Origin of the sequence: Cellulophaga baltica, from assembly GCF_900102165.1 — a bacterium.
Classification (GTDB): domain Bacteria; phylum Bacteroidota; class Bacteroidia; order Flavobacteriales; family Flavobacteriaceae; genus Cellulophaga; species Cellulophaga baltica.
Window position 1 is genome coordinate 192,708 of record NZ_FNBD01000008.1, and the last position, 22,065, is coordinate 214,772.

Below are 22,065 nucleotides of genomic sequence, written 5' to 3' on the forward strand. Positions count from 1 at the left end.
AATTACAATACTACTTTGAGCATTGTATTACTTTTTGCTACCGTTTCTTCCCATTCTTTTTCAGGATCTGATTCTTGCGTAATTCCCCCACCTACATACACCCATGCTTTATCATCTTTCAATTGCATACATCTAAGGTTTACATAGAGCGATGTGGTGTTTTTGACGGTTCTATAGGCTTGGTTTTCTCTATTTCGTCTATTGCTAGATCTAAAATTTTCTTCTTTAAAATTCAATTCCCCCAAAAATCCAGTATAAAATTCTCGAGTGTAATTTTCATTTTCTAAGATAAAAGCTTTCGCTTCTTTCTTGGGTAAGCCACATACTGCAGGTGTAGGGTGTAACGCTGCAATAATTTCCTTTAGATTATAGTTAGATAAGCCTCCCGAAACCGAGGTTCTTAAATGCCAGAGGTTTCCCGCTCTTACCGATTCTGTTTCTGAAATTGTTAACTTAGAAACCGTTTCTTTTAAAGACGAAGCAATATAATCTGTAACCATTTGCTGTTCTTCTAATTCTTTTGCTCCCCAAACTGGTGCTTGCGCTCCTTCTGCCTTTTTTGTTCCTGCTAAAGACATGGTTTTAAGCTGCCTATTTTCTGTTCTTAGTAAAATTTCTGGAGTTGCTCCTAACCACAAACCTACTTTTGGATGGTACCATAGATAACAAAAGGCATTAGAATAGTTATCTAGCAATGTCTTAAACAAAGCGAATGCAGATTTAGATGTTTTTACCTCTATTTTTCTAGAGAGTACCACCTTTCTTAAGCCATACTGCGCTATGGCATCAATTCCCTTTTGAACTAAATTGATATGAAATTCTTGATCTTGATCTTCTGTAATAGACTTAAATATACCTGTCGCAGAGTTTACTTCTTTCGCTATATATTCTGTTACTGTTTTCTCATCAACCTGCAATAAAATTGTTTTTCCGTCCGAATCAAATGGAGCAAAAACAAAGCCTGTTTTAGAAAAATCAGTCACTACATGAAGCGCATCTGTTGATTGAAACAACCCAGTAATGGCTGTCTCTAACGGCTTACGGTACAAAACAAAAGGTTTTGAAGCATTAAGATGGTTCTTAGCTTTCTGAAAAAAATCGTTTTGCATATTACTTTTTAGGTAATGATATGGTCGTAAGTTTACAGATAGAGATTAGATTATCATTAGCATCTGTAAGTTTAATATCCCAAACTTGAGTAGTTCTCCCTTTATGAATGATAATCGCTTTAGCATACACATACCCTTCACGAATACTTTTTACGTGATTTGCAGATATTTCTAAGCCACGAACGGTTACCTCTTGTGCATTTAGAAATATATAAGAAGCAGCGCTCCCTACACTTTCTGCCAAAGCCACCATAGCACCACCATGCAAAACACCATCTGGCTGGAACACTTTTGATGTTACTGGCATTTTACCTACCAAAAAATTTTCTCCAACATCAACATAAGTAATATCTAAAGTTTCCATCAAAGTACCTTTGCAGGTTTCGTTGCAAATCTTTAATATTTTCTCTTTATAATCTTCCATGAAATCATTTTATGTAAAATTAACGATTCCTAGAAAAACAAAAGCCATGATTAGAAGCTCAATTTGAATATTCTTTTTAAATTTCATGACTGAATACCTATTCTAGAAAAAAACTACCATGAACTCTACCGAAAAGCACGTTTCCTACACTACAAAAAACACGTATGAAACACTAAATACACTTACATCGAAGACAAAAAATATTTGGATTGTTTTTCACGGTATCGGTTATTTAAGTCGATATTTTCTTAGGTATTTCAACGAATTACCTCCTGAAGAAAATTACATCATTGCTCCACAAGCACCTTCTAAATATTATTTAAACGGAAAATATACCCATGTTGGCGCTAGTTGGCTTACCAAAGAAAACACCCTTGCAGAAATGGAAAATGTTTCTAGCTATTTAGATGCTGTTTTTGCTGCGGAACAATTACCAGAAAACACCAACCTTATTGTTTTCGGCTTCTCCCAAGGAGTTTCTATTGCTTCTAGGTGGACTGCCTTGAATTGCGTAAAATGTAATCAGCTCGTACTTTATGCAGGAGGAATACCGAATGAGATGACTCCTGAAGAATTTAAATTTTTAGAAGGGCAACACACGCAAGTAAAAATTATTGTTGGTACAAAAGACGAATACTTAAATGAGGAGCGTATGAAATCTGAGTCCAAAAAAATAGCGACTTTATTTAATAATAAAGCAGAAATCACCACTTTTGAAGGCGGACATGAAGTGAGAAAAGAAATTATTAATAGTTTAGTCTAAATGAAAACAAAAGCCATTACACTAGAAAACGATGTTGTAAAACTCACACCACTGAGCTTGGAAAATTTTGAATACCTCTGTCCAATTGCCGAACAGCCTAAATTAGTACAGTACTCGCCTTCTGCCATTGAAACTCCGGTAGATTTAGAAAACTATGTGAAGATTGCTTTAAAGCAACAGGAGGCAGAAACTAGTATTCCGTTTATCATATATGATAAACGAATCAGCAGTTATGCTGGTAGCACCCGTTTTATGAACATCAATTGGAAAAATAAAATACTAGAGATTGGCGCTACTTGGATTGGCCGGGAATTTCATGGCTCAGGATTAAATACGCAAATGAAAGCCTTAATGCTCCAGTATGCATTCACAGAATTGCAGATGGAAAAAGTAGAATTTAGAATAGATGAGCGCAATACCGCTTCCCGTAAAGCTGTGGAAAAACTAGGCTGCGTCCTAGAAGGAGTTTTACGTAAGAATGTGTATTTATTAGATGGGTTTAAACGAAATACGTGCTGTTACGGACTCTTGAAAGAAGAATGGATTGATGGTAATTTGAAAAATTCGACCTTAAAAAACAAGATTTAAATAACAAAGTTAAAGTGTCAAGTGCACGTATCAAATCTAAAAAATGTCAGTTCGAGTGAGTTTCATATAGTGTAATGAAATAAAAATAGTATCGAAAACCAATGACAAGTAAAAAGTTCAAGCACAAGTGTCAAGATCAAAAAAAAATCACGCTGTCAGTTCGAGTGATCAAACAAACCTCATTAGAACCCTTATAATTTCAATTTTGAGACTTCATCAACAGATAGCTTTCTTCCTTCTTCAAAACCTAAATAATCATCATCACCAAATTTCTCTGACCAAAAGCCATCTAGAACATTGTCATTTATCATCTTGTACACCACAACACCCTTAAAAGTTTTAGGTCTGTTTTTTAATTCTCCACGATAAGAAAAGTTAATGACTAAAACGTCGTCCTTGAAGAACCCTTTTCCCGTTTGCGTTTGTTCACCTCCAATCGTCCAAATAGCATCCACACGATTTTTACTAGTCACAATTAATCGTAAATAACCAGTATAACCAGATTGGTCTCTGTCCTGATTAAAACCTATAATTTGATATACACCTTCTAATGTTTTGATGGCCATAAAATAATTAATTAAAAATAACACCTGTTAGCACAAAGTACTGAAATAATAAGTTCTGTTTCAATTATAAAATACCAGCCTTTCGTAAAAACTTACTACTTCTAGCATTTAATTTATGGGTTGGCTGTTCTATATAAGAATTAGGATACTTCTTCTTATCCTTTGCTAACCAAATTTCTATTTCTTTCGCTGTCATAAAATAATCGAAATACTGCTCTGGTTGTGCCACTACAAAAATCATCAAAGGATAATAGTTATAATCTGTACTATAGATTTGTTTTCCGCTTTCCTCAGTGTTATCGTTAACAAGCCAAGTACCATCAAATCCTTCTACTATTTCATCATCAAGATTATGTTCATAATAAATTTTTAATCCCTCTCGATTGTAATTCATCTGTTTAATTCCGAGAAGCGGAACTGAATTGTCATGAAACTTAAAAGAAGTTCTTGCAATACCAGAAGTATCAACTTTTATCAATCTAGAACCACATAAACCAAAAAATGAACTGGTCCAGATTTCATCTTGACTATTAACTACATTGTATTTTACAGCAACAATACCTTCGTAATTATTAGGCAAAATAACAGTCTGCCTATAAGGCCTCCAAACATACCAAGAAATTAATGCGACATATATGAAGGGTAGCGCTATGAGTAAAACATCTAATAATTGTAGTGCTCTCTTATTCCAAGAGAAAGCGAAGGATGCTTCTTTAAAGAAATATTTTAACACTAAAAAAATTGACAAAAGCAATACGCCTAAAATACTAATTGGCCATAAATTGCTAAAAACATAACTGACTGCCAATAAAATACCGAAGATCAGGTAGTAAATTCCAGTATTCCGTAATCGTTTCATCAAGCTAAATTAAATACTATTGCTAATTTTTTTTACAGAATAAATGAAATTAATAAAAAAAGTATCTTAGTCCTCAGCCGTGGTAGGCTCATAGTATTTTATCTTACGGCTGATAAATGTGTTATCAGGGGTTATAATCTGTTTGATCCAATTCCCCTTTTCTCCGTTATCATACTGATAAATATATTCTTTTGCACGTATTAACTTACCCTGCTGTGTTTTTACTCCCGTACGCATCCCTAAGGCATTATAGCTGTAGGTCTTCAATTCTTTAGAATAGAATGCATTTGTTTTGGTATCAAAATCAAAAAAGTTTTCAGAAACTAACTTATCGTTTTCATTAAAAATTTGCTCTAACGCTTTTGACGGCTTCCCCTCTACAAATTCTTTGGTCAGCTCAATACGCTGTATTCCTTTTGTTTTTGTTTTACGTTCAGATGTACGCACCGTTTTCTGTACCTCTTCATTTATAGTATACGTCGTGGTAGTCTCTCCTTTATCCGTAGCATAGGTAACTAGCGTACTTTCAATACCGTTATCATTATTTCTTTTAATTTCAATAAGCTTATTTTCTGCATCATAGAAATACTCATATTGATCTAAGAATTCTTTCGTATACGAAATTATCTTTTCGGTTATTTTTTTTCCGGAAGGTATGGTATCCGTGCTATAGAAGTTGGCTATAGATGTCGTTTTATCAAAAACGCCATCGCGGTAGTTCTCAACACGTTTTTCACTGATGGCCTCATTTACAAATCTATAATATGTAATGTCATAATCAGCTTCATTATAGCGTGTGGTAAGTTTTGTAAGTACGCCCTTTTCATTAAAGTTAAATTCTTCCTTCCCATAATCGGTGATCACTAGGCATGTCTTAACTTTTCCTACTAAATCGAAATCTACAAGTGTAAAAATTTTAGCCTTTTGTGCCTTCGCTGTAAAAGCGACACACATTAAAGTTGGTACTAGAAAAGTTCTTACAAGGGTTGAAGGGTAGTTTTTCATCATAGTACAAATTTAGTAGTTATTCTATGAAAACTATTTAGCGAATAGTAATTAATTGTGATAATTCTAAAACTAGCACTTATATAAACAAAAATTACCTTAGATATGGTGATTTCAATTCTAGTACAAAATAAAAAACTCCGACTGTACTAGTCGGAGTTTTTTGTTATTATGTATTCTTAAAAGATCCCTACTTGCGTTGGGAAAAGCTTTTGGGCTTATTTAACTTCTTCGAAATCTACGTCTTCAACGTTATCACCTTCAGCTGTATCTGCACCTGCAGCAGCATCTGGTCCTGGAGCAGCTCCACCTTGTGCTTCAGCTTGCGCTTTGTACATTTCTTCAGAGGCAACTTTCCAAGCTTCATTAATTTTATCTAAAGCTGGAGTAATTACAGCGATGTCTTTAGACTCGTATGCTGCTTTTAACTCTGTTAAAGCATCTTCGATTGGTTTTTTCTTATCATCAGATAATTTTTCACCAAATTCAGTTAATTGCTTTTCTGTTTGGAAGATCATTCCATCAGCTTCATTTAACTTATCTGCAGTTTCTTTCGCTTTTTTATCAGACTCCGCATTAGCTTCTGCTTCTGCTTTCATTTTCTTGATTTCTTCTTCTGTTAAACCTGAAGAAGCTTCAATTCTAATATCCTGAGTTTTATTAGTCGCTTTATCTGTTGCAGATACTTTAATAATTCCGTTTGCATCAATATCAAAAGTTACTTCAATTTGAGGAGTACCTCTTTGTGCTGGTGGAATACCATCTAAATGGAAACGTCCGATGTTTTTGTTATCTGCCGCCATTGGTCTTTCACCTTGTAAAACGTGAATTTCCACTGAAGGCTGATTATCTGCTGCTGTAGAGAATACTTGAGATTTCTTTGTAGGAATCGTGGTATTCGCTTCAATCAACTTAGTCATTACACCACCCATAGTTTCAATACCTAAAGATAATGGCGTAACATCTAATAATAATACATCTTTAACATCACCCGTTAATACACCACCTTGAATTGCAGCACCTACCGCTACAACTTCATCAGGGTTAACACCTTTTGATGGTTTTTTTCCGAAGAATTTCTCAACAGCCTCAACAACTGCAGGGATTCTTGTAGAACCACCTACTAAGATAATTTCATCAATATCACTCTTAGATAAACCTGCATTTTTCAATGCTGTAGCACAAGGCTCAATAGTTCTTTTTACTAAGTCATCAATCAATTGATTAAATTTAGCTAAAGTCAACGTACGTACTAAGTGCTTTGGTCCACTTGCAGTAGCCGTAACATATGGTAAGTTAATTTCTGTTGAAGCAGAAGATGATAATTCGATTTTGGCTTTTTCAGCAGCCTCACGTAAACGTTGTAATGCCATAGCATCATCACGTAAATCAATACTTTCTTCTCCTTTAAATTCATCAGCTAACCAATCGATAATTTTTTGATCAACATCATCACCACCTAAGTGTGTATCACCATCTGTAGCTAATACTTCAAAAACGCCATCTCCTAATTCAAGGATAGAAACATCATGTGTACCTCCACCAAAATCAAAAACAACAATTTTTTGATCGGTATCTTTCTTATCCATACCATATGCTAAAGAAGCAGCCGTTGGTTCGTTGATGATACGCTCTACAGTTAAACCAGCAATCTCACCAGCTTCTTTTGTTGCTTGTCTTTGTGCATCGTTAAAATAAGCAGGAACTGTAATTACTGCTCTTGATACAGACTGACCTAAATAGTCTTCTGCTGTTTTCTTCATTTTCTGAAGAATCATTGCAGATAATTCTTGTGGTGTGTATAAACGACCATCAATATCTACTCTTGGAGTATCATTATCTCCTTTTACTACCTTATAAGGTACTCTTTTAGCTTCTGCGCTAGATTCTGAGAATTTGTTCCCCATAAAACGCTTTATAGAATAAATCGTTTTTGTTGGGTTTGTAACTGCTTGTCTCTTTGCAGGATCTCCTACTTTAATCTCTCCACCTTCTACAAATGCGATAACTGATGGTGTAGTTCTTTTTCCTTCTGCATTCGGGATTACTACAGCTTCATTACCTTCCATTACAGAAACGCAAGAGTTTGTAGTTCCTAAATCAATTCCTATAATTTTACTCATCTCTTATTTAGTTTAATTATTAGTGCTTTTTATATTCTCTTACTATTTGGCAAACAATATGCCAAGAGAACAAAACTGACAGGATGTCATTTTTATAAACTAATCAAGATAAATAGTAGTCCTTATTTGCCATAGCTGACATAAAAAAGACTAGAATACAAAATTGTTACTGCAACTATTTCAGCCTTTTATCCGCAACATCTCATTCCACTGAGTGGTATACCTTGGGCTACGTTCTTCTTTTATCAATTCCCACTCTTTAATCCGAGTACCGACTAAGGCGGAAGAAACCTTAGATTTCCCAAATTTGAGATTTAAACGGTCTACGACTTGTGCCAACTTGTTATTTGATGTAGAAGGAAGCTCAAACAAATTGCCTTGGACATAGTGTTCTGGAATAATCCCTAATAAATTAACTCCAACTTTTTTATAACGGTAGCCCGCCTTATATATAAGGTGTAAGGCCTTTTTAGCTTCTTTGATTAATACAAAGGTATCATTGGTAGGTAATGCTAGTTTTACCGTTATACTATTAGCATACTGCTGGTCCCTATCACTATGGTAATTGGTTGTAATATATACCTGTAACGCACTTGCACAAGAGCCCTGTGCACGCAAAACTTCTGTTACCTCTCCTACATAATAAGAACAAGCCTCTTCTATAATATCTAGGTTCGCCAATTTTTTACCAAAAGATTTTGCGGTACCAATGGCTTTTTTCTTTTTAAAATCCGTCGTAAAATCCATTGCTACTTCTCCATTTAATTCACGCCATGTGCGTTCTCCTACCACCGTCATTTCTTTACGCACCCATGCCAAAGGCGGCTTAGAAAAATCATAAGCGCTAGCCACGCCAATATTCATAACACGCTCCCTATGTTTTTTTCCAATACCCCAAACATCTTTAACAGCACACCACTTTAATGCCTCTATCCGATCTGCTTCAGAACGAATAACACATACATAATTATTTTCTGGTCTTTTTTTAGCCATCTTATTTGCCAGTTTTGAGAGTACCTTTGTTGGCGCAATACCCACTCCAACAGGCAAACCTGTATATCTTAGAATAGTATCTTTAATTTGATGTGCATAGGATTCTAAAGTCTCTTCTGGTATATCACTCAAATCTAAAAAAGACTCATCGATACTATACACCTCTACACGATCAGAAAAAGTCTTTAGAATATTAATCACCCGTTGCGACATTTCACCATACAAGGTATAGTTAGAAGAAAAGAAAACAACCTTGTGTTCTAGCAATTGCTTCTTAATTTTAAAAACAGGCTCAAACATCGGGATATTCGTCAAAGCCTTAGCTTCTTTATTTGCAGCAATGATACAACCATCATTATTACTTAAAACAACCACTGGCCTCCCCACAAGATATGGTCTAAAAACCAATTCACAAGAGGCATAAAAACTATTACAATCTACCAATGCAATCATTTACAAGAATGTATGATATAGGTTATGACACCCCATAAGGTAAATGTGGTAGATTTTTCTTTTGGTGGAATACGAATGACCTTAAACTCCCCTTCTACAACTACCATCGCCAAATTATTTTCTTTAGGATATAAAGAGCGGTCTATAATTAAAACATCATTCTTATAGATAAGAAAATCTGCCAGTTCATCACTATCTATACGTACAAAAAAAGTAGCATCACGATTGGTGATTAGCTCCTGATCAAGATGAATAGAAGGTTCTAAATAATGCGTAGCGGGACTCGGAAACCCGGTCTGTTTTGAGACTTCTGGTGCATGCCGCTGTTCTACTTTTTTAATTTTTCCGTGAGAAAACAATTCCATGAAACAAAAATATGGATATATTCCTAATTAATGGATAATATCCTTAAATAAATAAATTTAGAAATTGTGAAATTAGTCAGTACATTTACCCTTGAAAGTTGTATTTATAACAAATTATTTATGGAGTCAATCAGTACTTTTGATATGCTTAAAATTGGGGTGGGACCCTCAAGTTCACATACCCTAGGACCTTGGCGTGCTGCTGAAAAATGGATTAAAGAATTACATGCCAATGAAAACTTCATAGATGTTGTTGAAATCAATGTATCTATTTACGGTTCATTATCACTCACAGGTAAAGGGCATGCTACCGATTATGCCGTGATGTTAGGCCTGTCTGGTCAGGACCCTGAATATATTCCTATAGAACACATTTCTAGCATAGTAAAACGGATTAAAGAAGAACAAAAAATAGAATTTGACGGGAAACTAACCCTTAGCTTTAACCCTGATAAAAATATTATATTCAAAAAAGAATTCCTTCCTTTTCATGCCAATGGGATGACATTCGAGGCCCTCTTGAACACAGGAAAAAAAATTAAAAATACATATTACTCTATTGGCGGCGGATTTGTAGTAAAAGAAGAACGGAAAAGAGCAAAAAAGAATTTAGAAATTTTTAAAGCTTTTCCCTTTCCAGTAACCAATGGCGTAGAATTGTTAGCTTTCTGCGCTAAAGAGCAAAAAACAGTATCAGAAATAGTTTTAGAGAATGAACGCTCCTTGCGTACAGACGCTGAGATAGACCATGAATTACATCGCATCTGGGATACCATGCTTGAATGTATGTATACCGGTTGCCACACAGAAGGTTCTTTACCGGGCGGATTAAATGTCCGCAGACGTGCTTTTGACATGCATTTAAAATTAAAAGATAGCGAGCCCTATACTACCCCACAGGAATGGCTTTCTGCTATACGAAAAACCGAAGTTAAATTCAGACAAATTTTACAATGGGTAAGTTGTTTTGCTTTAGCCGTTAATGAAGTTAATGCTTCATTAGGACGAGTTGTTACAGCCCCCACCAATGGTAGCGCAGGAGTAATTCCTGCCGTTTTGATGTATTATTTGGTTATTGAAGATCATACCGCAGGTTTTGAAGATATCAAAAAATTCTTGTTGGTTTCTGGTGAAATAGGAAGCATTTTTAAAAAGGGCGCTACTATTTCTGCCGCTATGGGCGGGTGCCAAGCAGAAATTGGCGTATCTTCTGCCATGGCAGCAGGTGCATTAACAGAACTATTAGGCGGTACTCCAGAGCAAGTATTAATGGCCGCAGAAATTGCTATGGAACACCACTTAGGATTAACCTGTGATCCTATTGGTGGCTTGGTACAAATACCCTGCATTGAACGTAATTCTATGGGCGCCATTAAAGCCATTAATGCGGCAGAATTAGCCCTAGGTTCAGACCCTAAAGATGCTAAAGTACCGTTAGATAAAGTGGTACAAACGATGTGGGAAACAGCAAAAGATATGAACTCTAAATACAAAGAAACCTCTGAAGGAGGTTTGGCTGTAGGGGTGTTCTTGAGTGATTGTTAACTAAATTAATTTCTAAAAAAAAGAACCATGGCAAAAAGTAAAGACGCAAAAAAGAATGTAAAAAAAGAACCTCTAAAAACAGCTAAAGAAAAGAAAGAGGAGAAAAGAGCCAAAAAAAAATAACCTTATGCTAATATCTCTGAGAGGATCATCTTCCAGAGATTTTTTCTTTTCTATTAAGTTTATTCCTATATAAATAGTTTTAATTTTATTTTCGACGATTTTCTTGTTTCTTCGTAAGAAAATTCCAGAATCATGAATAAATTAGACCATATAGAGAATGAGCTTGCCGACTTAAGGCTACAATTAAAATCTCATGCCCTCTATAAAAATCTTAATGATTTAGATGATGTTAAGGTTTTCATGGAACATCATGTTTTTGCTGTTTGGGACTTTATGTCGCTTTTAAAAGCATTACAGATTGACCTAACCACAACCACTACCCCATGGATTCCTAGAAAAAACGCCACTTTAGCTCGTTTTATCAATGAAATTGTTCACGGCGAAGAAAGTGATGTGAACGAAGAAGGAATCCCAAGAAGCCATTTTGAAATGTACTTAGAGGCCATGGATCAAATTGGTGCTAGTACCACAACTATAGCCTCATTTATTAAAGCGATTGAAAATGGTACTGCTGTGACAAGCGCATTAGAAGCAAGTGCAATTGACTCCTCTGTTATTAATTTTGTTAACTTTTCATTTGATGCTATTGCCACTAAAAAAACGCATGTAGTGGCTTCTGCCTTTACTTTTGGTCGCGAAGACTTAATTCCAGATATGTTTTTTGAAATCTTAAAGCAAGCTGACAAAGAGAATACACATTATAATAAATTGAGGTACTATTTAGAGCGCCATATAGAATTAGATGGCGATGAACACGGTCCGCTTTCTTTAAAAATGATTTCAGAATTATGTGGGGATGATGAGACAAAATGGAAGGAAACATTAGGTAGCGCTAAGGAGGCCTTGCAAAAGCGGATTGAATTATGGGATGGAATAACTAAAATAATTCTAACGAAAAAAAACGCTTAGAAAAATGAACTACCGCATTGAAAAACTTCCTGAAATAAAACTAGCAGGCAAACAATTAACCATGTCTTTTGCTCATGACAGAACTCCTGAACTCTGGAAAAGTTTTATGCCTTTTAAAAAATTGATTTCAAATAGTGCTGCTCCAGATTTATACAGTATGCAACGGTATACAAATACTTTCAGTTATCAAGATTTTGATCCTAACACCCCCTTTACCAAATGGGCGGCTATAGCCGTTACTAGCTTTGACAATATACCTGACATTTTTGAAACCTACACCCTTCAGGGTGGCTTGTATGCCGTGTTTAAACACGTAGGGTCTGCCATGGAGTTTAGAAAAACTTTTGATGCTATTTTCTTAGCATGGTTACCTACCTCAGATTACCTCATTGATGATCGGGAACATTTTGAATTATTAGGTGAAAAATATAGCAATACGGCTCTAGATTCAGAAGAAGAAATTTGGATTCCTATCCGATTGAAAAACTAAATTAATTTACCCCGTAAAGAATTAGAATCTATAGCCAATCCTTAGATGTAAATTTACAGCAACCTCACCTTCGTTCTCTAGGTAGCCCGCCTGTTTAGCAAAAGTGTATTGATAACCAATACCTATCCCTGTCTCATACATAACATGTTTACCAATAGGTCTTCTAATACCCCAAGTAGGAATAATTGATATATCACTAATAACCCTAATATTTTCGTAATTAGAGATGACAAACCAATCTGGATGATAGGACGTTTTTAAGCCGATAAAATTTCCGCTGTTCCCATCAATTCTTCGTGATTTATGCATTCGTTTATTCAAATTATAATACAATCTTGGCTCTAAGGTCAATACCGGTGTTAATAAAAACCCTGTTTCATCATAAAAATCTCCACCCCAAATTCCTGTATCAAAACCTATTTCGGAACGTAAGGCTATTGTAGTTGATAATTTTGATTCGTTTTGCACCCAAATTCCAAGAAATCCTGTTTGAATGCTGTAGGTAGATTGCTCCACACTTGCACTTTGAGCATGCACTAGTAAACTAAAGCTACAGAAAGCTAATGTTGCTAAAAATATTTTCATTTTCTATATTTTAAGAGGGTTATGATGAGTCTATCCTTAGGACACAAGAATTATGCCGAATTTAATCTATGAAAAAGTACGCACCATTCTTAGCATTTACTTTTTACACCGCAATAAAAAATTAAAACTGAAATACATCAAGCTCATAAAACCGAATCAATTTCCTTACTTTTAACGCACCAAATAAAAGAACTAATGTCTGTTGCAAAAAAAGAATACAAAAGAGTGACTGTTAAATCTCTTGTAGAGATGAAAAAGAACGGTGAAAAAATTTCAATGTTAACAGCCTATGATTATTCTATGGCTAAAATTGTTGATGCCGCCAATGTAGATGTTATCCTTGTTGGAGACTCTGCTAGTAACGTAATGGCAGGACACGAAACTACCCTACCTATTACTTTAGATCAAATGATTTATCATGCATCATCTGTAATAAGAGCTGTAAATAGAGCTTTAGTTGTTGTAGATATTCCTTTTGGAAGCTACCAAAGTGACCCTAAAGAAGCTTTACGTTCGGCTATTAGAATCATGAAAGAAAGTGGTGGTCATGCCGTTAAAGTTGAAGGTGGTTTAGAAATTAAAGAATCTGTGAAGAGAATATTAAACGCAGGGATTCCTGTCATGGGGCATTTAGGCCTAACCCCTCAATCTATTTATAAATTTGGAACCTATACTGTACGTGCCAAAGAAGAGGAAGAAGCTAAAAAGCTAAAAGAAGACGCCTTAATGCTTGAAAAAGCTGGATGTTTTGCTATCGTTTTAGAAAAAATTCCCGCAACTTTAGCAAAAGAAGTAGCTGAGTTAGTAAATATTCCTGTTATAGGAATAGGCGCAGGTAATGGTGTAGATGGCCAAGTTTTAGTAGTTCATGATTTAGTTGGACTTACTCAAGAATTTAATCCAAGGTTCTTACGTAGGTATATGAATTTATTTGAAGAAATGGGGAAAGCTATTTCTGACTACGTTTCTGATGTAAAAAGCAGAGATTTCCCTAGTGATGATGAGCAGTACTAGCTTTTAAACAATATAACAGTAGCCCCATACAAATAGTAAACTTTTTAATATTTTATTTAATTTTTTGAAAAAAATAGCCATTCTCATTCTCGTTCTTTTAAACATTGGTTGTGATCAAATCAGTAAAAAGATGGTCCGTAACACCGTAGACAAAAACGATTATATTCAATTAGTACAAGACAATTTTATTCTTACAAATGTAGAAAATACGGGAGCTATGCTTGGTTTTGGACAAAGCTTCCCTCCCCTATTAAAAATAATTTTGTTGCAAATTTTACCGGTGCTCGTTTTAGTGTTTATTCTTATCAATATCTTGAGAAAAACACATTTAAATAAATGGTTAATTGTTGCTTTTTCTTGCGTCATTGGTGGCGGAATTGGAAATTTAATGGATCGGATTGCTTTTGGTAGTGTTACTGATTTTTTCATCATTAAACTAGGCTTCTTCAAGACAGGAATCTTTAACATGGCCGATGTTTCGGTCACTGTTGGTGTTATTCTTATTTTTATTTTAAGCATGCGTTATAAAAACCTTCAATTTTAGTGGATAACAAAACACTTTCTACCGCCAAAAATCTTCTAGTCATCTACGAAGACAATCATTTAATTGCTATAAATAAGCGCCCTGGAGATATTGTTCAAGGAGATAAAACTGGCGACGTTCCTTTAAGTGATGTGGTCAAAGAATACATCAAAATAAAATATAATAAACCAGGTAATGTATATCTCGGTGTTGCCCACCGCTTAGACAGACCCACTTCAGGCATTGTTGTATTTGCTAAAACATCAAAAGCATTACCTCGATTAAATAAGTTGTTTGCAGAAAAAGACGCAAAGAAGACCTATTGGGCTGTGGTAAAAAATCAGCCACCAAAACAAAAAGATTTGCTTACCCATTGGCTAAAACGTAATACCAAGCAGAATAAATCTTACGCAAATACTAAAGAAGTTCCGGAAAGCAAAAAAGCCATTCTAAGTTATACCGTTGCTAAGAAACTTGATAATTATTTTCTTTTAGAGATTGATCTACATACCGGAAGACATCATCAAATTCGTGCACAACTAACAGCAATTGGTTGCGTAATTAAGGGCGATTTAAAATACGGTGCAGATCGCAGCAATAAAGATGGAAGCATTCACCTACACGCAAGAAAACTATCGTTTATACATCCTGTAAAAAAAGAAGCCATCACCATTCTTGCCGAACCACCTAATGAGCCTATCTGGAATGCATGTTTGTAAATTTTCTTACTTTTAAAGAAATACGACACTATGATCTTCTTTAGAAAAATTACCCTAATCGTAATTATTACATGCTTTACTTCTTGTGGCAGTCACAACAGTATGGAAAATTTCTATGCTGCCCATAAGAATGACAATCAAGTTAGTGCCGTGAGAGTGCCACAATTTATGCTTAGCCTCTTGAGTGGTATTTCTCCTGAAATTGAAGCCCTAATCGGAGACACCAAGGATCTTCGCTATATTAAGTTTCCAAGCACTACTGCAGATAAAACTGATTTTCTCAATACCCAAATGAATATCATAGCGGGATCTAAATTTATTGAAATATACCGTAAAAATGATGACTTAAAACGTAGTGTGATTGCTGTGAGAGAACGCAAAAATGTGGTCAAAGAAATATTGATTTACAACAACAATGCACAGCAAGCTACTTTCCTTTATTTTAATGGGAATTTTGACCCTATAAAAGTACGGGAAATGGCTCAGAATGCAAAATTCGACGAGCTAACCAATGGTTTAATTCAGCAATTCAATATCCAGAGCTCTGCAATTAGAAATGATTAAGCTACGCTTTTTTTGAGGAGCGGATACTTTCAATCACTACAGAACTTAGAATTAAGACACCCCCAATAAGAGTGTTTATTTTAGGAAATTCGCTTAGAAAAATTGCCCCTAAAAGAATTCCATAAATAGGCTGAACGCTACTCAAAATACTTACGGTGGTAATCGAGAAGTTTTTAAAACTATTCAAAAATAAGGTATGCCCTATAGCGGTAGTTAGTAATGCCAAAACAGCCAATCCTTTCCATTCACTCAACACCACATCTAACTGCACCGTACTATAGAACGAAGATAGCAATACACTAATCACTAATAATTGATAACACATTAACATGGAGCCATTATATTTGGCTGCTTTCGCTTTAAGCAATAAATTCCGTAGCGAATAAAATAAGGCTGACAAGGTTCCTACACCAACCGCAAGGGTATAATCATTGCCTACATCAAAACTAGGCACTAGAAAATAAATTCCTGCTAAAACAAGTAGCGCCAAAACCAAATGTATTTTTTGAAATTTGGTTTTCAGTAATAAGGGTTCTAGAAAAGCGGTTAATATTGGATAGGTAAACAGAGAGATCATCCCTATAGCGACATTAGACAAGCGCAATGCATAGAAATAGGTAATCCAATGAAGTCCCAATAGAACACCACTAACTAAGACCGCTCCCAAATCTTTCTTTGGCACCCGAAGCGATATCTTCTTCCACTTACAAAAAAGGAATAATAACACCACCGCAATGACCGCTCTTACCCCAATAGTTACCGGTACTGGTAAATTCACATACCTTCCTAGAGCACCAGAAGTACTCACAAAAAGCATGGCTAAATTTAATTCTACTAAATGATTAAGATGATTGGGATTCTTCAAAAAATGTGGTCTATCGCGTTAAAGTAGCAGCTTTCTCTTTTATGATTTGTGCCACTGGTTTATTCTCTAAATGACTTTCTAACCACGATAATATATCTAAATATAAAAAGGCCCTTTTCTCATAAGGATGATCCTCATATTTTTTAAGTGAATCATATAATTTCTGAAACTCATTTCGCAATTCGTTTGGATAGATATCTCCTAAACCACGTAAAAATTTAATCATCTCCTTCTGAACAGCATGCAAATCGTTCATTTTTAATAAAAACTTATACGTACTTTTTAATTGCACCTCTAAATGATAATCCATTCCTGCTTCATAATGAGCCACCAGACTTAAAACACGTGCAAAGCACATTAAGTCCTCACGCATTTTAAGGTTTTTATTATTTATAATTTTCTTCAAATAAGAAATACAGGTCTTATTATCTCCCATTCCAAAATACAAACAAGCTATTTTGTAATAGAATAACATGATGTGGTGTTCATCGATACGGTCTTTGTGTTTTACAATTCCGTATTCAATAATTTTCACCAAATACACCCCTTTCTCAAAGGTACCTTCTAAGAAATGAAGGTTTAATTTATTGCTATTGATGTATAAAAAAGCTAAGGAGGTTACATTGTCATTTTGAGGGAAATCTTTCTCATTGATAGTAACTTCTAAATGCTCTAAAACTTCTTTAAATTGAGAACTGTAGCGTACATAAAAAAGCGACTCTAATAAATAATTATTCCCCTTTAAATAAAATACAGGGTTTAAATAGATCATTTCTTTATGTTCATAAAACAAATCTGACCATTTACTAGCATATTTATAACAAGATAAAAAATCCTGTATTAAAAAACTATACCATAAATGTGCCTTGTACAACCATAATTTTTCCCGAAAACCTAAATTTTCAATTTTATACTTAGGCAAATGACTCTCAAAATATTTTTTTACAAATTGATAATCTTCATCACTACGTACGTAGCCCATCTTTAGCATTTGACCATACAGTTGCAAAGACAAATTAGACAACTTACTCGTCATCACATTCTGAGCAGAAAGTTCTTTAGCTTGTACCGCTAGTTCATCTGCACGATCTGGAATACTACGTGTAATATATTGAGTTTCAATAATTTTCTCGAGCTCCACAATTTCATAAGCTATATTCTTTTCTTCATTCTCTATGGCTGTAGCTTTTGCTTTATCTAAAATTTTAAGACTCTGCTTATACAAGCCTTTTTGATAAAGAATAGTGGCAAAATCTAATTGTTCTCTAATTTGAACACGTATATTTTGGTTTACAGGGTTTAACCGCAGGCTTATTAAAATTTGTTTATATAGGTGTGCTTTTAAGTTGGAAAGCTGCGCTTTTTTAACAATTCCTGTTTCTAGAATAACTTTTTCATCATATTCCCTTACTTTATCTAACAAATTAAACAATGCTAGAAATTTAGCATCGGTATTCACCCCTAAACGACCTACATATAATTTAAACTGTCGTTTTTCTGACTTAGAAAGTGATTTTATAAGAACAAATAAAGAATCTTTATTGGCATTTGTCATCGTAAAATATATTATTTAACTACCTGTTTATCAAATACTTGAATATCCTCAAAACCATCTAAACGTTGTAAATGATTTTATACCTCTACTTTAATTAATAGGAGTACGTCTATATTCGTATTGACTAGTAAAACTACGCAAATATAATGAGCAAAGATATAGTACAAATATTTGATACCACACTAAGAGACGGAGAACAAGTTCCTGGATGTAAATTAGACACCACCCAAAAATTGGTGATTGCAGAACGTCTTGAGCTTCTTGGCGTAGATGTCATAGAAGCAGGCTTTCCTGTTTCTAGTCCTGGTGATTTTAAATCTGTTCAAGAAATCGCAAAACTTGTTAAAAATGCAACCGTATGCGGATTAACAAGAGCTGTAAAAAAAGATATAGAAGTTGCTGCAGAAGCTTTAAAATTTGCTAAGCGACCAAGAATACATACGGGAATAGGAACTTCTGAATCTCATATAAAATTTAAGTTTAACTCTAACAAAGATGCTATTATAGAACGTGCTGTAGAGGCGGTTTCTTATGCAAAATCTTTTGTGGAAGATGTAGAATTTTATGCTGAAGATGCCGGTAGAACAGATAATGAGTTTTTAGCTCGAGTCTGTGAAGCGGTGATTAAAGCTGGAGCAACGGTACTTAACATTCCTGATACAACAGGATATTGCTTACCAGATGAATATGGTGCTAAAATTAAGTACCTATATGAAAATGTAAAAGGAATTGACAGAGCCATTCTTTCCTGTCACTGTCATAATGATTTAGGTTTAGCTACAGCAAACTCTATTGCTGGTGTTATTAATGGTGCAAGACAAATTGAATGTACCATAAACGGTATTGGCGAACGCGCTGGTAATACCGCTTTAGAAGAAGTTGTCATGATCTTAAGACAACACCCTACCCTAGGTTTAGACACCAATATTAATAGTAAATTATTGAACGATACAAGCCGTATGGTCTCTCAGAAAATGGGAATGATGGTACAGCCTAACAAAGCAATTGTAGGCGCAAATGCCTTTGCACATAGTTCTGGTATTCACCAGGATGGTGTGATTAAAAATAGGGAAACCTATGAAATCATTGATCCTTTAGATGTTGGCGTTGATGAATCTTCCATAGTACTAACAGCAAGAAGTGGTAGAGCTGCTTTGGCGTATAGAGCAAAAATTGTCGGTTATGAATTAACCAAAAAACAATTGGATATTGTTTATGAGGAGTTTTTGAAATATGCGGATAAAAAGAAAGAAATAGTTGATGAAGATATTCATGAAATTATTGAAACAAGTAATATTAATATTGAAAGCGTCGCCTAATGAATATTAATATTGCTCTTTTACCAGGAGATGGTATTGGCCCAGAAGTTATCGCACAAGCAGTAAAATGTTTAAAAGCGGTAGAGGAAACATTTGGCCATCAATTTTCATTTACTACAGAACTTATTGGCGGTGCGGCTATATTGGAAACCAAAAAAGCACTCCCAGAAAAAACTATAAAGCTTTGTTTAGAATCTGATGCCGTACTTTTTGGAGCTATTGGCTTACCAGAATATGACAACAATCCTGACGCCAAAATTAGACCAGAAAATGGTTTATTTGAATTGCGTAAGGCATTAGGAGTTTTTACAAATATTAGACCGGTAGCTGTGTTTCCTACCTTATTAAAAAAATCTCCTTTAAAAGAAGCCGTTTTAAAAGGAACAGACTTTGTAATTTACAGAGAACTTACTGGCGGAATTTACGGAGGTGAACATTCATTAAGTGATGATGGCACAGAAGCTACAGACATAGCTTCCTATACCGAAAGTGAAATTAGTAGAATTACCCATTTAGCATTTAAAGCTGCTAAAAAAAGAGGAAAAAAAATTACGCTAATCGATAAGTCTAATGTATTAGAAACTTCTAGATTATGGCGTAGAGTGGTAAAGCGTATTAGTGAGAGTTATCCTGAAGTAGCCTTAGAGTGTATTTATTTACATAATGCTATTATGCAGATGATTTTAAACCCTAGTAGGTTTGATGTAATTTTAGCTCCTAATCTTTTTGGAGATATTATTTCTGATCAAGCCAGTGTTATTGGAGGCTCTATAGGCTTATTGCCTTCGGCATCTATAGGAGATGGTATTGCTATGTTTGAACCTATTCACGGATCATATCCGCAGGCTACAGGAAAAGATATTGCCAACCCAATAGCTGCTATACTTTCTGCCGCCATGTTATTACAACATTTTGGATTAGAAGAAGAATCTAGAGCAGTCGTATCTGCTGTAAATAAATCATTAAAGAAAAATATAGTTACCCCCGATATAAATTCAAAAAGCAAATATGGCACCAACGATGTGGGCGATTTTATTGCGAACAATATTGTTGATACCGATGACAGTCTTAATATGAATTATGAAAATATTGGATTGGGTAAATCCACTATTATTTAAAAATACCCAGAATTAGTCCGTTAAACGCCTTTCAAATTAAATTTTGAAAGGCTTTTTCGGTTTTTACTCCTGAGCTAAACCTTTTACGAGCTGTGTAAATTCTGCTTTAAATGCAGTATACTTTTCCCCTGTTGCAGGCCCATTGAACCCTGTTTTTATTTTACGAACTACACCCTGCTTATCTATAAATAAGGTAGTAGGATAGGATAAGACATGGTTCAACATTGGCAATTTCTTTTGCGCTTCTTCTTTATCTGCTGTACCATATTGCGCCAACAATACTGGATAATCAATACCTACTCGTTCTTTTAAACGCTTTATAGCTTTAAAGGCATCTTCTTCTGTTTTGGCATATTCAAAGGATAGCGCTACTACTTCCAATTCTAAATCCTGATTGTTTTTTACAAAATCTACCAGAAATTTAGTTTCATCTAAACAATTAGGACACCAAGTACCCATAATCTGCACCAAAACTGCTTTATTTCTAAATTTAGCATCTGATAAAGACACGATATTTCCTTCTTCATCCGGAAACGAAAAACTAAATTCATCATAACCCTCCTTTAAATAGGTAAGAGAATCTTCATCTGGTAGTTCAAATACCTCATTACGAACAGCAGTAAATGGCTCTTTAAAATGATTTCCAGAGTAAAATGTACCATTTAATGTACTGTCACTCACTTTAGCAGTAAACAAAAAAGCGTGCGCCCCATCAAAGGCAGATAGCTTCAGGGAATCGCCATCTAGAACACCGTCTAAATATCGGTAATCTCCTGTTGTGGTTCTAAAAGTACCATGAACCTTATTATTTTTCTGTAGAAAGATACCTTTGCCAAGGTAAAAATCCTCAGTATCTGGACTAAATTTTGTTTCCCAAACACCAGACATAGACGCTTTACTATCTGTATTGACAACAAATCTATCAGTTTTACCAAAAGTAGCCATGAACGGCACTACCCGGTCTAAACTTTCCTTTATAAAATTACCCTTAATAGTATCTCCTTCAAATGTTCCTTGTAAATACCCTTCAAATACAGGAAATTTAATGGCAACCGAATTTCCAGAAATTGTAATTTCATCGGTATGAATTAATTCTTCCGCATTATAAATATCAGCGGTATAAGAATCATCCGGCTCTCTGTTAATACTTAAATTGAACGGTAATTTTTGATGATCCATAACTTGCAATTCCACGAGCCATTTTCCATCTTTCAGTATTTCTTGATTTTCTTTAGCCGCTTTATCCTCTTTACAAGAAAATAATAAGACAAAAACTCCAACAATAAGCACCAACTTCTTCATAATTCCTTCTTTTTCAAAGCCGAAATAACAATTAATTTGTTACAATTAAAAATAAAAATCAATTCAATTAAATAGCTATTGAATGTCTTGACACATTGTTTTATATTTGTGCGCTGTTATCTGCAAATTATTAGAAGCTAATAATAGCAAGGTTTACTAAAACAAAAATCAAAAACCAACACTAAC

23 protein-coding genes are annotated in these 22,065 nt (G+C 34.7%); 11 read left to right on the forward strand and 12 right to left on the reverse strand.

Annotated features, from left to right (window positions below; translation table 11 throughout):
• Window positions 1-2 precede the first annotated feature (2 nt).
• The gene (locus tag BLQ19_RS14865) at window positions 3-1,109 is read right to left on the reverse strand and encodes a chorismate-binding protein (RefSeq protein ID WP_074538864.1); all 1,107 of its coding nucleotides are present in this window, start codon (window positions 1,107-1,109) and stop codon (window positions 3-5) included.
• Window position 1,110: 1 nt separating this feature from the next.
• The gene (locus tag BLQ19_RS14870) at window positions 1,111-1,533 is read right to left on the reverse strand and encodes a PaaI family thioesterase (protein ID WP_024480580.1); all 423 of its coding nucleotides are present in this window, start codon (window positions 1,531-1,533) and stop codon (window positions 1,111-1,113) included.
• Between the two features lie 118 nt (window positions 1,534-1,651).
• On the opposite strand from BLQ19_RS14870, the gene BLQ19_RS14875 reads away from it, so the two are divergent.
• Both BLQ19_RS14875 and BLQ19_RS14880 read left to right on the forward strand, forming a co-directional pair.
• Window positions 1,652-2,296, forward strand: coding sequence for an alpha/beta hydrolase (locus BLQ19_RS14875; RefSeq protein ID WP_024480579.1), 645 nt, complete (start codon window positions 1,652-1,654; stop codon window positions 2,294-2,296).
• Entirely contained in the window at window positions 2,297-2,884 is a 588-nt protein-coding gene (locus BLQ19_RS14880; RefSeq protein WP_024480578.1) for a GNAT family N-acetyltransferase, read from the forward strand.
• A gap of 191 nt (window positions 2,885-3,075) precedes the next feature.
• Here BLQ19_RS14880 and BLQ19_RS14885 read toward each other — a convergent pair whose 3' ends face one another.
• The 6 genes from BLQ19_RS14885 to BLQ19_RS14910 all read right to left on the reverse strand — a co-directional run bounded on the left by BLQ19_RS14885 (window position 3,076) and on the right by BLQ19_RS14910 (window position 9,248).
• A complete protein-coding gene (locus tag BLQ19_RS14885) occupies window positions 3,076-3,450 on the reverse strand; it encodes a hypothetical protein (RefSeq protein ID WP_024480577.1) in 375 nt (124 codons plus the stop codon).
• 64 nt (window positions 3,451-3,514) lie between these two features.
• Complete coding sequence (locus BLQ19_RS14890) at window positions 3,515-4,309, reverse strand: hypothetical protein (RefSeq protein WP_074538865.1); 795 nt, start codon at window positions 4,307-4,309, stop codon at window positions 3,515-3,517.
• 66 nt (window positions 4,310-4,375) lie between these two features.
• Window positions 4,376-5,317: a hypothetical protein gene (locus BLQ19_RS14895; RefSeq protein WP_074538866.1), complete on the reverse strand. Its 942-nt coding sequence runs from the start codon at window positions 5,315-5,317 to the stop codon at window positions 4,376-4,378.
• Window positions 5,318-5,532: 215 nt separating this feature from the next.
• Window positions 5,533-7,437 carry a molecular chaperone DnaK gene (gene dnaK, locus BLQ19_RS14900; RefSeq protein ID WP_025614982.1) on the reverse strand — a complete coding sequence of 635 codons (1,905 nt, stop codon included), beginning with the start codon at window positions 7,435-7,437 and terminating at the stop codon, window positions 5,533-5,535.
• A gap of 180 nt (window positions 7,438-7,617) precedes the next feature.
• Window positions 7,618-8,883 (reverse strand): Y-family DNA polymerase, encoded by a 1,266-nt coding sequence (locus tag BLQ19_RS14905; protein WP_074538867.1) that lies wholly within the window; start codon window positions 8,881-8,883, stop codon window positions 7,618-7,620.
• The gene (locus BLQ19_RS14910; protein ID WP_024480572.1) at window positions 8,880-9,248 is read right to left on the reverse strand and encodes a S24 family peptidase; all 369 of its coding nucleotides are present in this window, start codon (window positions 9,246-9,248) and stop codon (window positions 8,880-8,882) included. Before BLQ19_RS14910 ends, BLQ19_RS14905 begins: the two co-directional genes overlap by 4 nt.
• A gap of 120 nt (window positions 9,249-9,368) precedes the next feature.
• Between BLQ19_RS14910 and BLQ19_RS14915 the strand changes: the two genes are divergently transcribed.
• The 3 genes from BLQ19_RS14915 to BLQ19_RS14925 all read left to right on the forward strand — a co-directional run bounded on the left by BLQ19_RS14915 (window position 9,369) and on the right by BLQ19_RS14925 (window position 12,315).
• Window positions 9,369-10,793: an L-serine ammonia-lyase gene (locus BLQ19_RS14915; RefSeq protein ID WP_024480571.1), complete on the forward strand. Its 1,425-nt coding sequence runs from the start codon at window positions 9,369-9,371 to the stop codon at window positions 10,791-10,793.
• Between the two features lie 255 nt (window positions 10,794-11,048).
• Complete coding sequence (locus BLQ19_RS14920) at window positions 11,049-11,825, forward strand: DUF3050 domain-containing protein (RefSeq protein WP_074538868.1); 777 nt, start codon at window positions 11,049-11,051, stop codon at window positions 11,823-11,825.
• 4 nt (window positions 11,826-11,829) lie between these two features.
• On the forward strand, window positions 11,830-12,315 hold the full coding sequence (locus tag BLQ19_RS14925; RefSeq protein WP_074538869.1) for a GyrI-like domain-containing protein: 486 nt from the start codon (window positions 11,830-11,832) through the stop codon (window positions 12,313-12,315).
• Window positions 12,316-12,336: 21 nt separating this feature from the next.
• Here the strand turns inward: BLQ19_RS14925 and BLQ19_RS14930 are convergent, their stop codons facing one another.
• Complete coding sequence (locus BLQ19_RS14930) at window positions 12,337-12,900, reverse strand: hypothetical protein (RefSeq protein WP_024480568.1); 564 nt, start codon at window positions 12,898-12,900, stop codon at window positions 12,337-12,339.
• Window positions 12,901-13,095: 195 nt separating this feature from the next.
• Between BLQ19_RS14930 and panB the strand changes: the two genes are divergently transcribed.
• From panB to BLQ19_RS14950, 4 genes are all read left to right on the forward strand, one after another.
• Window positions 13,096-13,914, forward strand: a complete 819-nt coding sequence (panB, locus tag BLQ19_RS14935; RefSeq protein WP_024480567.1) for a 3-methyl-2-oxobutanoate hydroxymethyltransferase — start codon at window positions 13,096-13,098, stop codon at window positions 13,912-13,914.
• A gap of 64 nt (window positions 13,915-13,978) precedes the next feature.
• Window positions 13,979-14,458 carry a signal peptidase II gene (gene lspA, locus BLQ19_RS14940; protein ID WP_024480566.1) on the forward strand — a complete coding sequence of 160 codons (480 nt, stop codon included), beginning with the start codon at window positions 13,979-13,981 and terminating at the stop codon, window positions 14,456-14,458.
• Window positions 14,458-15,156: an RluA family pseudouridine synthase gene (locus BLQ19_RS14945; protein WP_074538870.1), complete on the forward strand. Its 699-nt coding sequence runs from the start codon at window positions 14,458-14,460 to the stop codon at window positions 15,154-15,156. Before lspA ends, BLQ19_RS14945 begins: the two co-directional genes overlap by 1 nt.
• 102 nt (window positions 15,157-15,258) lie before the next feature.
• Window positions 15,259-15,720, forward strand: a complete 462-nt coding sequence (locus tag BLQ19_RS14950) for a DUF4252 domain-containing protein (RefSeq protein ID WP_254788391.1) — start codon at window positions 15,259-15,261, stop codon at window positions 15,718-15,720.
• 1 nt (window position 15,721) lies between these two features.
• Here the strand turns inward: BLQ19_RS14950 and BLQ19_RS14955 are convergent, their stop codons facing one another.
• On the reverse strand, window positions 15,722-16,537 hold the full coding sequence (locus tag BLQ19_RS14955; protein ID WP_074538905.1) for a DMT family transporter: 816 nt from the start codon (window positions 16,535-16,537) through the stop codon (window positions 15,722-15,724).
• Between the two features lie 58 nt (window positions 16,538-16,595).
• Window positions 16,596-18,140, reverse strand: a complete 1,545-nt coding sequence (locus BLQ19_RS14960) for a hypothetical protein (protein WP_025614975.1) — start codon at window positions 18,138-18,140, stop codon at window positions 16,596-16,598.
• A 146-nt stretch (window positions 18,141-18,286) separates the two neighbouring features.
• Between BLQ19_RS14960 and BLQ19_RS14965 the strand changes: the two genes are divergently transcribed.
• Window positions 18,287-19,459 carry a 2-isopropylmalate synthase gene (locus BLQ19_RS14965; RefSeq protein ID WP_025614974.1) on the forward strand — a complete coding sequence of 391 codons (1,173 nt, stop codon included), beginning with the start codon at window positions 18,287-18,289 and terminating at the stop codon, window positions 19,457-19,459.
• Window positions 19,459-20,577, forward strand: coding sequence for a 3-isopropylmalate dehydrogenase (leuB, locus tag BLQ19_RS14970; protein WP_025614973.1), 1,119 nt, complete (start codon window positions 19,459-19,461; stop codon window positions 20,575-20,577). Before BLQ19_RS14965 ends, leuB begins: the two co-directional genes overlap by 1 nt.
• 63 nt (window positions 20,578-20,640) lie before the next feature.
• On the opposite strand, the gene BLQ19_RS14975 is transcribed toward leuB, so the two are convergent.
• A complete protein-coding gene (locus BLQ19_RS14975; RefSeq protein ID WP_074538872.1) occupies window positions 20,641-21,879 on the reverse strand; it encodes a peroxiredoxin family protein in 1,239 nt (412 codons plus the stop codon).
• Window positions 21,880-22,065 lie beyond the last annotated feature (186 nt).